Origin of the sequence: Fontibacillus phaseoli (assembly GCF_003337355.1) — a bacterium.
GTDB classification, from domain to species: domain Bacteria; phylum Bacillota; class Bacilli; order Paenibacillales; family Paenibacillaceae; genus Fontibacillus; species Fontibacillus phaseoli.
The window spans coordinates 1-14149 of record NZ_QPJW01000020.1 but is presented as its reverse complement, the minus strand read 5'-3'; the positions used below and the strand labels follow the sequence as shown (position 1 = coordinate 14149).

The following is a 14149-nucleotide window of genomic DNA, read 5'->3' as shown; positions in this document are numbered from 1 at the left end:
CTCGCTTAACTTTTATTTTATTTCTTCCATTCTCCACTTTTGCCGGTCAAAATCGGGTTCCGGGTCATTCAAGAGTAACCGGGCCCCGTCCTCCGAAACCTCCAGTGCTTTGTGATGATGAACCGAGGTGATGTTTACCGTGCCGTCTGCGTTCTTGTTTATTAACCAGCGTTGATTGTTAAACCCGAGGTAATTGTATAGCTGGATTTTGTTCTGGCCGGAATCCAAATCAAGCGCCTTGCCCCCTGGGGTGCGAATCGAATAGGAGCCTTGTTCATCCCCCGTCGGCATCAAAATCCAAGTCCGATGATCCGTTTCACCCACCCCGGCATCCATGACGGTGACCGGCTCGCCGTTTTGCGATTTGGAAGCATACAACGATTTCCCCGTCCCCACATTAACGAAACTTGCCTTTTGCAGCTTTGCTGCCTGCATCCGGCTTGCGTTTACATTCTGGAAATAGGCCTGACCGCCAAATACATGAATACCAAAATGTCCCTCCGCAAATGTACCGTCCGTCAAATCCATGATTTCCTCGCCATCCACGGTGACCCGGATTTTCGGTCCTTCCGCTTCAATTTTGACCCTGTAAGTTTTCCCGGGCTGCACGAAGGTAGGCACTTTCGCAAGCACCTGTCTTTCCGCAACCCCTCCATCGGCTTTATAGAACAACCGGAATGCCTTCATATTCGGATCGATGTTAAAATAATACCCGTTGCGGCCATCCGGGCTGGCCCGGAACAAAATGGAGCCCGCCCCGCCGGTTTCGGCCAGCGTCATATCCGCTTCATAAATGAAGTCGCCCGCCGTTTCCCGGGCCATATAGGCTGCATCGCTCTCATAACCCCCGCGGATTCCCTGCTCCGCCGAAACCCATTTGGAGGAGGATACGTCCGGCGACCAGCCCGTCAGATTAGTATGAAACTTACCGTCAAACACTTTGACCAGGACGTTGGCCGACGTCTTCCCGTTGGGACTTGACGCGGTGATGACCGCTTCGCCCTTGTCGGCCGCTTGAATGACAGTCTTTGTTTTATCCGAAGATAGGATCTTAACGACTGACGAATCGCTGGTTTTCCATTTGAGCGGCTCCGCTCCGTTCCCTTTCCCGTTCGCCACCGAAGCATAAAGCGTCAACTCATCGCCCCGGCCCATTTCGCGATCACCGGTATCCATCATGATTTTGGCTGATGAATCTGCTGCTTCGTTCCAGATATTATCGAGGGCATGTACCTTCATCGAGGCTACATTTACCTTACCTCCGTTTACGTAGAAGCTCATCTCCCGACCGGCGTGATCCGGAAAAATCACTTCCGAGAATACCACGCTGCCGTCATTGCCGAACACTTCAACCGAGGATTCGTCTACAAAAATATGCAGTTTCACAGTCCCGTTCCGAGGCTGCATTGGCGCTTCATGAAGCGTGGAGAACAGACCGGAGAAATCGGTGACCCCGGAAGCCGAACGATCCACGTATATTTTCTCTTCCGCCACTTTGTATCCCACTACCGTTTTCTTTCCGGCTCCCTCGCGGACATGGAACCCGAATTCCGTGGCTTTGCTGCTTCCAGGAACTTCGATTTCCGCTTCGATTTCATAAGCGCCGGAAGACAAGCCTTTCAACAAGTTTGTTCCGTTGGGATTCACTACTTTATTGGCAACCGAGTAAAGTTCGCTCCGTAACGATTTCAGTTCTTCAACCGGCGCCTGCGCCAAAACGATTCCCTCATCACTTCGTTTCAGCGTCACTTCCCTCGGAACGGTCAATTCGCCCTTCCAGCCTTGAGTCGGGAAAGCAAAAGGATAATCCCAGTTCGTCATCCAGGCCAGCATCACCCTGCGATGATCAGGCAAATTCGAAAACGACATGGAAGCATAAAATTCTTTTCCGTAATCGGTGGTCAACACCTTGCCGGCCGGGTTATCATTGATAAATTTACCTTCCGGGGTAAGCTCGCCGAGAAAATACTCCGCTGCCGAGCCTTGCGTGTTAGGATTTGCCCCGGTACTGATCATCAGCACCCATTTCGTTTCTCCCTTGCCGTCCACCTTCAGTTGGAATAAATCCGGGCATTCCCATACCCCGCCGCGAACATAGTCTCCATACCCGAAATTATCCGTCAGTGTCCAGTCGATCAGGTTGCTGGAGGTAAAGAACCGGATATGATCCCCTCCGGATACGACCATTACCCAGCAGTTGCGTTCTTCGTCTCTTACGACCTTCGGGTCGCGGAAATCCCAGCCGCCGGGATCTTCTCCTTGTTTGCCCGGGTTCTCAATCACAATCGGATGTTCCTTGGAATACTCCCAGGTACGGCCATTATCCGTACTGTAGGCAAGGCCAATCCGCTGGTTGCCGTTGGGACCGTCCGGATTAAAGGATGTATAGTAGGCGACCAATCCCTTACCCCCGGAGTTCGTGAACAACCCGGAGTCATTATTGAGATCGGCGACGGCCGAGCCCGACCATACATGTCCATGATCGTTCCATGGAAGGGCAATCGGGAGCGGTTTCCAATGCACAAGATCACTGCTTACCGCATGAGCCCAGGTTCCTCCGTCCTGATGGAACAGGTGGTATTCGCCTTCATAAAATACCAGTCCGTTCGGATCGCTCGCGGACCCGCGCGCAGGCGAGTAATGGTAAGCGGGACGATATTTTTCCGAATAATAATCAGATGCTGCGGTTAAATACACATCTTGAAAGTACGACGTTCCCGCGGATGCGGAAAACCCGGCGTGGCCGCCAGCATAGCTGTTATCGGATGCTTCAATGGCTGCCTCGGCGTAACCGTCCACATAGACTTGGATCCCGCTGCCTACGGCGCGGATTTCAAGATGGTGTCTGGAAGAAGGTTGCGAGAGATAAGTCCGTCCCGAAGTCTTGATGACGGTGCCGTCCGCTTTTCTCAACTGTGCCCTGACCTCACTGCCGTCTTTCTGTAGAGCTACCTCATATCCTTCCGTTCCGCTTTCATTCGCTCTGAATAGCAAAGCCCCTTCTGCCTGCTCCGTACCAAAAGAAAGGTTTCCTTCCAGTACTAAATCCTGCTGCTGCTCCCGATAGATGCGAAGCGCCCGGGTTTGCACCGCTCCCGTTCCGGTCCCTCGTTCTCCCAGGAGGTCGGGCTGCCAAGCTCCCCTGCTGTAAACCGCCGCTCCCAAGTTGCCTTTCAGTTCGCTGACCTTCACATTTTGAAACAGCGCGGAGCCGTCCCACACGTTCAGCCCGAGAAACCCGGAAGAATAGGCACCGTCATGGACATCCATGATCGGTTGGTAGCGATCTCCCCAATACACTTTAATATGGGTCCCTTCAGCTTTTACTTTCAGATGATAAATTTCCCCTTCCGCAAGAGTCACCTGACGTTCTTCCTTCAACTTGCCGGCGCCGTTTGCATCCCTTAACCGTATAAGCCCCGCATTCGGTACAATTTGCAGCATATAAGATGACCAGCCGTCTTCGTTGGAACGGAAAATCAGCGTAGCGTCCGCTTCCGAGTCCTTCACCATAACATCCGCTTCATAGATAAAATTGTCCGCTTTCGTCTCGGAGATGGCCATGACGTTCTCCCTAGGCTCAGAGGACAAAAGAAGGCCGAGTTCCGTCTCCTCAAGCTTGCCTTTCCCTTTCAAATGCCAGCCCGATAAATTGGAATCAAAATTGGTTGCGCTTTCAAAAATGGCGGGGTCCTCCTTTGCCGATTCGCTTACCGCTTGGTCCGCAGCCGCAACACGTCCAACGCCCGGATATCCGGCCAATAGCGTTAATGAGGAAAATAGAAGTGCGGAGCTTAAAAGAATAGACCTCATAGATTTGGAATGTTTCATTATGCGCCCTTTCCTTTCCGGTCCGAAATGAGATAATCCGTTCACTAACTTCAAGTAGGAAACGAGGGGCAATGCATGCACGATTGCCCCTCGTTCCTTTTTCAGTAATACATGTTAACCTTTTTATAAAGCCTGATCCTTTAAGGCCGAGAGCCCCAACGCCAAAGCGCCGCATAGCCCCGCTTGCTGTCCAAGTCCCGGCGGGACAATGTATTCGTCCATATGGTCCAAAATTTCGCCGGCGCTCACATATCCGTTTAAATTGGTCTTCACCGAATTCCTGATCAGCGGGAACAACTGGGACTGCTGCATGACCCCTCCGCCGAGAATGACCCTTTTCGGCGAATTCAGGAGAATCGCTCCGGTAATCGACTGGGCAATATAAAAAGCTTCGATCTCCCATGCGGGATGGTGAGGCGGAAGTTCATGGCCCTTCATTTTCCACCGGGCTTCGATCGCCGGCCCTGCAGCCATCCCTTCAAGGCAGTCGCCATGATAAGGGCATATGCCTGCAAAATCGTCGTCCGGATGCCGCCTTGTCAGTACATGGCCGCCTTCCGGGTGAACCAGTCCATGGACGAGCCGGCCTTCCGAATAGACGCCAATTCCGACCCCGGTTCCCACGGTGTAATACAGGCAGCTATCGAGTCCTTTGGCTGCACCCCAGGTTGCCTCTCCAAAGGCTGCCGCGTTCACATCGGTGTCCCAGCCATAGGGAACCGGGAACTCCCGCCGCAACGTACCCAGGAAATCATAATTTCCCCAGCCCGGCTTCGGCGTCGTCGTTACGTAACCGTAGGTGGGACTCTCCGGAGTGAGATCGATAGGACCGAAAGAGCCGATTCCGATCGCCTCCACTTGCTTGTCTTTAAAATAAGAAATGACTTTGCCGAGCGTGACCTCGGGGCGATCCGTCGGAAAGCTGATGACATCCTCTATTTCCCCGCGTTCATTCCCGATGCCGCATACAAATTTGGTTCCGCCCGCTTCGATAGCGCCAATACGCATGATTCGTATCCCTCCCCGATTACTCAGTCCAAAGCCTTGGCAGATGGCGATAATGCATACACCGTTAGCGAAGCCAGTACGAGCCCATCATCATCGGCGGCCAAAGAAATCCCTTTGGACTCGGCATCCGGATAAATCAGATCGGTAATGACCGCCTGGCCCCCGTTCGCAAACACTTCGACGGACGAACGGTCCACATAAATATGAAGATCGATACTCTCGCCCGGGGATTGCAGCTTGGCCGTATGCACGCCCCGAAACTGCTCATGAAAATCGTGAAGCCCCGATTTCGTCCGGTCCACATACAATTCTCCCCGAACTCCGTTCACGCCGACCACGGTCTCTTCAAGTCCCGCTGTTCTCACTTTAAATGCAAGGGATGAGCCGGACGGAATCACAACATTCAATTCGTAGCTATCCAGTTGCAAAGAGCCCAGCGCTTGTACCGCTTCAGCTCCAGTCACATTCGCGAGCGCCAATACCGGCACGCGGGCGCTTTCCAATTCCTGAACAGGCTTTTGCACCAAAGTAATGCCGCCATCTTTTCCCGTTTGAAGCTTCAATTCCCTCGGCAGGGTCATCGCCCCGCGAAAGCCCTCCGCCGGAGTCAGGTTGGCATACTTCCAGTTGCTCATCCAACCGATGAAGAGGCGTCTGCCGTCTTCGCGCGGAATGTCGGACCAGCTTACGCCCGCATAGTTATCCCGGCCATGATCCAGCCAGCGTACCGTATTTGATTCTTGATCGGGAGTAAATGTAAGGCCGTCGAAATTCCCGGTAAAATACTGCGTACGCGAACCTTCTGCATAAGCCGGGTCATCGCCAATGCTGACCAGCAGGATCCATTTTTGCCGGGAGGCGTCCCCATCCACATTCAGCGGGAATAAATCCGGACACTCCCACACTCCGCCATGGAAACCGATTCCGGCTCCGAATTCGCTTCCGAACGTCCAGGATTTCAAATCGGGAGAATGATACAGGCATACCGTCTGGCCGCAAGCCAGTATCATGATCCAACGTTCGGTCTCGTAATGCCAGAACACTTTAGGATCGCGAAAATCGAGATAGGAATCGTGCTTGAGCACCGGATTCCCTTCGTGCTTCGTCCAGGTTCTTCCCCGATCCTTGCTGTACGCAAGGCTTTGAGTCTCAACCAGGGGACTGCCCGGCACTTCAAGATGATGCGTAAAGATAGCCACAAGCCCTGGCTCCTCCTCAAAAAATCCGGTTGTGTTGTGCCAATCCACTACCGCGCTGCCCGAGAAGATCGTGCCGAACTCATCCGGCGCGAGTGCAATCTCCAGCTCCTCCCAGGTGACCAGGTCTTTAGTGACGGCATGCCCCCAGTGCATCGTTCCCCAGGTCAAGCCTTTAGGATGATGCTGAAAAAAAAGATGGTACTCTCCCTTGAAATAGACCATCCCGTTGGGATCGTTCATCCATTTCTCTTTTGGCGAAAAATGATAGAGTCCTCTGTAATTTTGCTTGGTCATAGTAGAAATAATGTCCCTCTCCTTCTCTTCTTTTCTATATCTATTTAGAAAGAGGCCCGCGTATAAACATCTCTTCGCTGTCAGCTACGCGGCCTCCCTCATAAATAGTAAGGTATTATTTTGCGGCTCTGTCGTAACCGGATTGTTTAATTTGAAGCCATTCCTGCAGGCCTAACCGGTCCAATTCTTTCAGATATGCATCCCACTGTTGATCGATCTTGCCGTTTTGGTACCATTCGGTACGCATTCTCAACACATAAGCGAACAGATCCGTTTCGATGGTCGTCAAGCGATCCAAATCTTCGATGGAATTAAACACGCTTGGCATCACATTTTCGGCTTTCATTTTTGGAGCCATAATTTCCTTAACGATCCGCATTTTTTCTTTGGCATCATCCGGCAATGTGGTGTATTTGCCGTAATAGCTGTCTAGAATCGCGAGCGGACCGCCCACGCTCGTCTTGTCCCTTAATTCCACGGGCGCGGTTCCGTTCAGCGGCAAATGCTTCAGCGCATTATTCGCCTCGTCGTACTCGAAGATATTTTGCTGCGTCTCGTCCCCGTAGGTTCCCCAGTTGTTTTGAACCGATTGGATCGGGAAATACATTTGATCGACCCATTTTGCCGTAGTTTCCAAGTTTTTATTGGAGCTGGTAACTACCATTTTCCCGCGATAGAAACCGAGGGCGTTCGTCCGGGTAACATTGATTTCGCCATCGGGACCGGCTACAGGAGGCATGACATCGTAGCTGTCATCGGCACCGGAGATATTGCCCTTATCCCAGGAGAAGTAAAGGCCGTATTTGTGGTCCTTCCCTTTAGCCAGGTAGGTGCTCCAGTCCTGCGTATAAGCTTCAATATCGATAAGTCCTTCCTTATAAAGCTCGTTAATGTATTTCACCGCATTCTTATATCCTTCTTCTGCAGGGGTAAATACAACTTTCCCGTCATTCGTGACTACCGCGTGATCCGGGTTTTCCCCAAGGCCGAACGAGGCGAAAAGGAAGACGAGATCCTCGGCGCCCGGCTTATTGATAAAGGACAGCGGGATTTCGTCCGCCTGCCCGTTTCCGTTCGGATCCTGGGTTTTAAAAGCGATCAGCACTTTTTTCAGTTCTTCCGTCGTTTTCGGCATTTCGAGTCCGAGGTTCTTTAGCCACTCCACATTGATCCAAGGTACGGCGTCCACGGCCTGGATGCGCTCTTTGCCGCTTCCGAGTTCCTCGATCCAAGGAAACGCGTAAATGTTGCCGTCCGGCGCCGTTATCATAGCTTTGTATTCCGGCGCTTCTTCCAGCACCTTATTCAAATTCGGCATATACTGGTCGATCAGGTCGTTCAGCGGAATGATCGATCCGTCCTTGGCCAGCTTCAACAGTTCATAATCACTGTATCCGGCATCAAAAATAGCATCGGGCAGGTCGCCGCTCGCCATCGCGAGGTTTCTTTTTTCCACGAACACATCCTTGGTGAAATTTTTCCAATTAATATGAACGTTTGTTTTTTCCTCCAGCCGTTTATTGATCAGCTTCTCGTTAGGGTCTGCCGGTGCAAGCGGGGAGCTTTGCGTCATAAAGTTCAGCGTAACCTTCCCGTTCGGGTCTTGTTCCTTGCTGGCGGCCCCGCCGCCGCCCCCGTTACCGCAAGCGGAAAGCAGCAGCATGGATGCAATTACGGAAGCGGATACGGCCTTGAATGCGAATCCCGGTTGTTGTTTGTTCTTTTTCATCATTTTTAGTGACCTCCCATTCATGTGCTTCATCAAATTATCTATGTGCAGCCGACTTCTATTTCAAGGAGCCGACCATGACACCTTTCTCGAAATACTTCTGGAAGAACGGATACATCACGACGAGCGGAAGGCTCGATATGACGATGGCCGCGTATTTAATAATCTCGGACAAGCGCTTCATCTCCGCCATCGCCAGCTGATCGCTGATCATGCCCGGGTCCACCTGGTTCTGAATCAGAATGGAGCGAAGAACGAGCTGCAGCGGGTGCAGATTCGGATTGTCCAGATAAATCATGGCATCGAAGTAAGAGTTCCACTGCCCGACAAAAGCGTAAAGCGCAAGGACGAAAATAATCGGTTTGGAAAGCGGCAGTACGATCTGGAAGAAAGTCTTCATCTCGGAAGCCCCATCCACATTGGCTGCTTCTTTCAGTTCATGGGGCACCCCTTTGAAAAAGGTGCGTGACAAAATGATGTTCCATACATTCACCGCGCCGGGAAGGATTACCGCCCAGATCGTATCGATCAGGCCGAGGTTCTTGACCAGGAGATACGTAGGGACGAGTCCCCCACCAAAGAACAAGGTGATCAGAAACAAAGTCATGAATAATCCGCGGCCTTTTAACCGGGCATCCGACAAGGCATACCCCGCAAAAACGGATACTGTTACCGTAATCAAGGCAAAGGAGACGGAATACAGCACCGCATTGCCAAAGCCTCGAACCATGGCCGGATTGGAAAGAATCTTTTGGTAACCGCCCAAAGTCCAGTCGGAGATGCGAAACGACAAACCCCGGCTGAGCAGGACGGAAGGATCCATAAATGAGGCAACGACAACGTAAAGCAGCGGCAAGACCACAAGAAGTAAGGCCAAGGTTAGCAGGATGGCGTTTAAGGCAAGCAGGAAACGATCCAGGCCGGAATGTTTGATGGGCATTACAGTTTGCTCCTTTCTTCAGTAGAGACCTTCGCCCTCGTTCAGTTTTTTGACGATAAAATTCACCGTAACCAGCAGGATGACGTTGATCACCGCGTTGAATAACCCGACGGCGGCGGAGTATGCGTAATCGCCTGACTGCAGACCGATTTTATAAACATAAGTCGGAATGATTTCCGAGGTAGGCAGGTTCATGGCCGTTTGCATCAGGTACGCCTTCTCGAAGCCGATTGACATAATCCCGCCGGCCGCGAGAATAAACACGATCGCCATAATCGGCCGGATGGTCGGAAGATCGATGTTACGAATCCGCTGGAACAAGTTAGCCCCGTCGAGGCTCGCCGCGTTATGAAGTTCCGGATCCACGTTCGCCAGCGCAGCAACATAAATAATGGAGGACCAACCCGCTCCCGTCCAAATATCGGATAGAATATAGATCCAGCGGAAATATTCCGGCCTTGACATGAACATGAGCGGCTCGCCCGTCATCCATACGACCAACTGATTGATCGGTCCCGTCGGCGACAAGAAGATAAACAACATGCCTACAACAACAACGACGGAAATAAAGTTAGGGGCGTACAAAAATAATTGAATGTTCTTCTTCACGCCCGCCCTGCGTACCTGATTCAGCATCAGCGCCAGCAGAATCGGAATGGGAAAGCTGAGAAGCAGCCCATACAGGCTTAATTTAAGCGTATTCATAAAAATCACTTCAAAATTGGGGGACGACAGAAACTTGTAGAAATGCTTGAATCCTACCCACTCGCTTCCGAGGATGCCCTTAATGGGACTGAAATCCTTGAACGCGATCACGGCTCCATACATGGGACCGTATTTGAAGATCAGGGTCAGGATCAGGGCCGGAGCCAGCATTAGATAAAGAAAGTAATGTTTCTTCAAATATTCAAAGGGTCCTGGTCTGCCCGAGCTTCCCATCGCCGCGCTTCCGTGATCTGCCTTCATTGAATTTTGCAATTTCTTTGCCTCCATTCTTCCTGAAAGTTTACATTTGACAATAGCAAAGGCTTTCAATATTCAGTTTTCATGGATAGAGCCTCCCTGTTGCATTTACAATTTATCAAACTGCTTCTCATACGTCAATACAATATGTAAAAATTATAATGTGCATTTGACAATATTTTTAGCGCAAAATAAGGTGAAAATATTTACAAAATCAATGTTAGATCCCTTTATAAAGTTTAATCAGCTGATAAACAGGTTATTTTATTTGATTTTAAAATAAATTTTGGGCTATTCTCTTAAGCAAATAGTTTATCTTTGTAAACCTCTCAAACTAAGAATGCAAACTAAATTGTGCATTTGTAAAATTTTTGTTGCTATCTTGCGTAAACTATTATACATTTGAGAGAGACAAAATTAGACAATTACCCACCTGCGTGGAGACAGATAAAGAACAGGATAGTTGAGGTGAAATTATGGCGAAGGAAAAAGTAACGATCCAGGACATCGCCGATGCATTGGGTATCTCCCGAAACACTGCCTCCAAAGCGCTCAACGGAAGCGAAAGCATTCCCGATGAGACACGGAATAAGGTGATTAAGAAAGCGATCGAGTTAAAATATAAGCAATTCGCATTTATGGAGAACGATAGCATTTTGTCCAGAAGCTCGGGAAACATCGCCCTGCTGACGGAGAATTTGCCCAACACTTCCCATTTCGGATCCTTGCTGATCAGCGGCTTGGAGAAAAGGATCAGTGCGGAAGGCTACAATTTATCCATTCACATCGTGAGGGACATCGAGCAGAAAAGCTTGTTATTGCCGAACAACTTCGACGAATCCAATGTGGACGGCATTATTTGCATCGAGCTTTTTGATCTGGGATACAGTAAGCTCATCACGAGCCTCGGCATACCGACCATATTCATCGATTGCTCCGCTTACATCTGTTATCCGGAGTTCCAAGCCGACATCTTGCTGATGGAGAATGAACACAGCATCTACCACCTCACCAAGAAATTAATTGATGGCGGTTACAGCAGTTTCGGATTTATAGGCGATTACAACCACTGCCGGAGCTTTAACGAGAGATGGGTGGGCTTCAACCGGGCGCTGACCGAAGCCGGAATCGAACTCGACCTCTCCCGCTGCATCGTGGACGACGACCGTCTGTTCTCCTCCGAGCCGGGATGGATAGATGAACGGTTGAACGGGATACGCGACCTTCCTTCCGTTTTTGTCTGCGCGAACGATTACATTGCCGTGAGCGTAATGAAATCGCTGAAGAGCCGTAACCTATCGATTCCGCAGGATCTCGTGATTTGCGGGTTTGACAATAGTCCGGAATCCGTCATCGTGGAACCTCATTTGACGACGGTTCATATCTACAGCAATGAAATGGGAGTCAAAGCCGCGGAAATGCTTCTCTCCCGCATCGGCGATCCGGCTCAGCCTTATCAGGTTTCCCATATTTATACCAAACCGGTCATCAGGGAATCCACGCCGAACATCAGTTAATTCTTCTCTCATAAATAAAGACCGCGAACGCCCGTTATGGGAGTTCGCGGTCTTTATTTTAAAAAAGCGCGTCCCCTTGTACAGTGAGGCGCGCTTAAACATGTTTAGTTTATCGTTGCTAATCGTTTATTAATACGCTGTCCAACCGGCATCGGCCGTAATCACGGTTCCGTTCACGAAACTTGAGTCGTCCGACGCAAGGAACAAGGCCACTTTGGCAATCTCTTCGGGCTTGCCCACACGCGGGTTAATCGCCATACCGAGCTGCTGTTTACCAAAGCCGAACTGGCTGATCCCGTTCATGGAAGCCCCGATGTTCGTTTCTACGCCGCCCGGAGCGATCGCATTGCAACGAATGCCTTCGGTAGCATACATATAACCTGTGTTTTTGGTGAAACCGACAACGGCATGTTTTGATGCCGTATAAGTTGCGCCTGCACGAGCGCCATTAAGTCCGCCCGCCGAAGCCACGTTGACGATGACCCCTTTTTTCTTCTCAAGGAAGATCGGCAGCACTTTACGGGTAGAACGCATCACACTAGTTGTGTTAATGGCAAAAACTCTTTCCCATTTATCATCGTTAATTTCACCGGCCGGCTCCATACCGTCCATAATTCCTGCGTTGTTGACGAGAATGTCCACCGTACCATAATTTTGTACTGTCGTATCGATCAAATTTTGAATGTCTTCTTCAACGGCAACGTTTGTCTTAATGGCAAACGCCGTACCGCCCTGGGATTTGATTTCTTCTACCGTAGCCTGGGCTCCTTCCAGATTCAAATCCGAAACCGCCACTTTCGCTCCTTCTTTTGCAAAAAGCAGAGCAATTTGTTTACCCATTCCTGATGCAGCACCGGTTACTACCGCTACTTGGTTTTGAAGTTTCATTTTCAAATGCCTCCCAAAATATTCACAATCCATAGGTTAGACTGTGAATAATATTATTGCGCTATGCACCATCAGTATAGATAAACTCCAACTGCACTACAATCATTAATCGTTCAATAAATGTTCATTAACGTACAAAATGCGGCCGACTCTTCGTTATCTTCTATTGATTTTGGTTGAAGTCGGCTTCCAATTAATCATTCGGACCAACTGATCCTGCATATAATCCGGCGAATAATGAAATCCACTCTCGATCCAGTGGAAGACAAGGCCTAGCAGGGCATTCATCGAATAAATCAAAAGGAATTCCCTGTTAATCGAATCATGGGTATAGTCCAAGTCCTCCGCGGCGATCTGCATTAGCGAGGCGAATATCTTCTCCTTAAACGGAGGCAATACCTCGCTTTTAAACAGGATCGTATACACGGAAGAATTCCGAAAGAAATGTTCAAATATTTTCACCGAGTTTGCAGGCAATTCGTCGATCCGGAATATTTCCGCTTCCTCGTACGGCGCGCGGAAGGACTGCTTCAATTCATCGATCAATTTCGAAAAAACGTCGTCCAACAGCATTTCTTTACTTTCATAGTGGGCGTAAAACGTTCCCCGGTTATATCCCGCCATCTCGACGATTTCCTTGACCGAAATGGCATGAAAGGCTTTAATCGACATCAGATCCAACAAGGCTTGCCTTAAGGCGGCCGTGCTTCTAGAAATGCATTTGTCTGTTTTTTCTTGGCTCATGAACGTCCCCCCATTGCAAATTATTAATACTAATCAAATCCAGAATGCCGTTTTTCACATCGAATCTAAACATAGTATGTTAAGAGAACCCCAATTCTTAAATTAGCGTACCTAATCCTCCTAATCCTAACTATTTACAGTCATTCAGTATGTTGTATTTTAAAGGTTACAATGCGCTCTTATTAGTATATAAGGGGGACAGCCTAACCGTGTAGTTGAGCCGGTATGAAATCACCACGATATTGGCAGCAGTAATGAGCTTTTCGACGCTGCTTATATTAATGCCGCTGACCGAGCTTATGCAAAGTGCACTCGATTCGACAACTACGTAGAACAAAAGAGAGATTTTGTAATTCGGTTAAAGGATGAAGTGGTTCTTCATGAACCACTCCCTTCCCGCCGCCAAAGACCAGAGGACTCTTTTATTGAGCAGGGCGTCATTTGCCAACTAGGCACGGGAGTCAATCGTTCTAGGCTTCGGAATCGGGTTGTAAAATTTCGGGATTCGGCAGGAAATCCGATTACTTTAGCGACAAGTTTGAAGCGGATTTCTGCTGAGAAAATCGCCGAAATCTACAAGCTCCGCTGGCATATTGAAGTGTTTTTCCGGTGGATTAAACAGCATTTGAAATTTCCTGCTTTATTTGGTACAACGCCCAATGCCGTATACAGCCAACTATTTATCGCTTTATTAGTCTATCTGCTGCTAAAAGCGTTTACGATGAGATATATCCGAGTCCCTGCCTTTAGCGATCTCACGTTTGCCGATTTTACTCGCCTTCTAGGTTTGCACCATTTGCCTGCTGGGTGGGTTCTGTTACTGTATCAATACTGGTTAATCAACAGGCCTGGAAAAGATTCAGTTAAAATGTAAGAAGAGTTTAACTAACTCTTTGATTCCAGCCCATATATAACGTTGCACCTATCTACACCTCCTCGAAAATCATGACCACCCGTCCAACGGGTGGTTTGCTCTTGGGGTATAACCCCCTGTTGCCAAACTGCGCCTAAAGACGCTAGCCTGACCACAAATCTG

General features: G+C 49.5%; 10 protein-coding genes. 2 read left to right on the top strand and 8 right to left on the bottom strand.

The window, feature by feature from the left end; all coding sequences use genetic code 11:
• Nucleotides 1–12 precede the first annotated feature (12 nt).
• From DFP94_RS24410 to DFP94_RS24385, 6 genes are all read right to left on the bottom strand, one after another.
• Nucleotides 13–3831, bottom strand: coding sequence for a GH32 C-terminal domain-containing protein (locus tag DFP94_RS24410; protein WP_114499076.1), 3819 nt, complete (start codon nt 3829–3831; stop codon nt 13–15).
• Between the two features lie 123 nt (nt 3832–3954).
• On the bottom strand, nt 3955–4839 hold the full coding sequence (locus tag DFP94_RS24405; protein WP_114499075.1) for an ROK family protein: 885 nt from the start codon (nt 4837–4839) through the stop codon (nt 3955–3957).
• Nucleotides 4840–4862: 23 nt separating this feature from the next.
• Nucleotides 4863–6341, bottom strand: a complete 1479-nt coding sequence (locus DFP94_RS24400) for a glycoside hydrolase family 32 protein (protein WP_114499074.1) — start codon at nt 6339–6341, stop codon at nt 4863–4865.
• 106 nt (nt 6342–6447) lie between these two features.
• On the bottom strand, nt 6448–8061 hold the full coding sequence (locus DFP94_RS24395; RefSeq protein WP_114499105.1) for an ABC transporter substrate-binding protein: 1614 nt from the start codon (nt 8059–8061) through the stop codon (nt 6448–6450).
• Between the two features lie 58 nt (nt 8062–8119).
• Complete coding sequence (locus tag DFP94_RS24390) at nt 8120–9001, bottom strand: carbohydrate ABC transporter permease (protein ID WP_114499073.1); 882 nt, start codon at nt 8999–9001, stop codon at nt 8120–8122.
• A gap of 18 nt (nt 9002–9019) precedes the next feature.
• On the bottom strand, nt 9020–9940 hold the full coding sequence (locus tag DFP94_RS24385) for an ABC transporter permease (RefSeq protein ID WP_245955086.1): 921 nt from the start codon (nt 9938–9940) through the stop codon (nt 9020–9022).
• A 500-nt stretch (nt 9941–10440) separates the two neighbouring features.
• Here DFP94_RS24385 and DFP94_RS24380 point away from each other — a divergent pair, with 500 nt between their 5' ends.
• Nucleotides 10441–11481, top strand: a complete 1041-nt coding sequence (locus DFP94_RS24380) for a LacI family DNA-binding transcriptional regulator (protein WP_114499072.1) — start codon at nt 10441–10443, stop codon at nt 11479–11481.
• 129 nt (nt 11482–11610) lie between these two features.
• Here DFP94_RS24380 and DFP94_RS24375 read toward each other — a convergent pair whose 3' ends face one another.
• Entirely contained in the window at nt 11611–12369 is a 759-nt protein-coding gene (locus DFP94_RS24375) for an SDR family oxidoreductase (protein ID WP_114499071.1), read from the bottom strand.
• Nucleotides 12370–12525: 156 nt separating this feature from the next.
• Nucleotides 12526–13113, bottom strand: coding sequence for a TetR/AcrR family transcriptional regulator (locus DFP94_RS24370; protein ID WP_114499070.1), 588 nt, complete (start codon nt 13111–13113; stop codon nt 12526–12528).
• Between the two features lie 241 nt (nt 13114–13354).
• Here DFP94_RS24370 and DFP94_RS24365 point away from each other — a divergent pair, with 241 nt between their 5' ends.
• Nucleotides 13355–13987, top strand: coding sequence for a transposase (locus DFP94_RS24365; protein WP_114499069.1), 633 nt, complete (start codon nt 13355–13357; stop codon nt 13985–13987).
• Nucleotides 13988–14149 lie beyond the last annotated feature (162 nt).

Coding starts and splice junctions, on each gene's coding strand:
- DFP94_RS24395 (WP_114499105.1), bottom strand. CDS start 8,061: ATGAAAAAGAACAAACAACAACCGGGATTCGCATTCAAGGCCGTATCC.
- DFP94_RS24380 (WP_114499072.1), top strand. CDS start 10,441: ATGGCGAAGGAAAAAGTAACGATCCAGGACATCGCCGATGCATTGGGT.
- DFP94_RS24375 (WP_114499071.1), bottom strand. CDS start 12,369: ATGAAACTTCAAAACCAAGTAGCGGTAGTAACCGGTGCTGCATCAGGA.
- DFP94_RS24405 (WP_114499075.1), bottom strand. CDS start 4,839: ATGCGTATTGGCGCTATCGAAGCGGGCGGAACCAAATTTGTATGCGGC.
- DFP94_RS24390 (WP_114499073.1), bottom strand. CDS start 9,001: ATGCCCATCAAACATTCCGGCCTGGATCGTTTCCTGCTTGCCTTAAAC.
- DFP94_RS24410 (WP_114499076.1), bottom strand. CDS start 3,831: ATGAAACATTCCAAATCTATGAGGTCTATTCTTTTAAGCTCCGCACTT.
- DFP94_RS24385 (WP_245955086.1), bottom strand. CDS start 9,940: ATGGGAAGCTCGGGCAGACCAGGACCCTTTGAATATTTGAAGAAACAT.
- DFP94_RS24370 (WP_114499070.1), bottom strand. CDS start 13,113: ATGAGCCAAGAAAAAACAGACAAATGCATTTCTAGAAGCACGGCCGCC.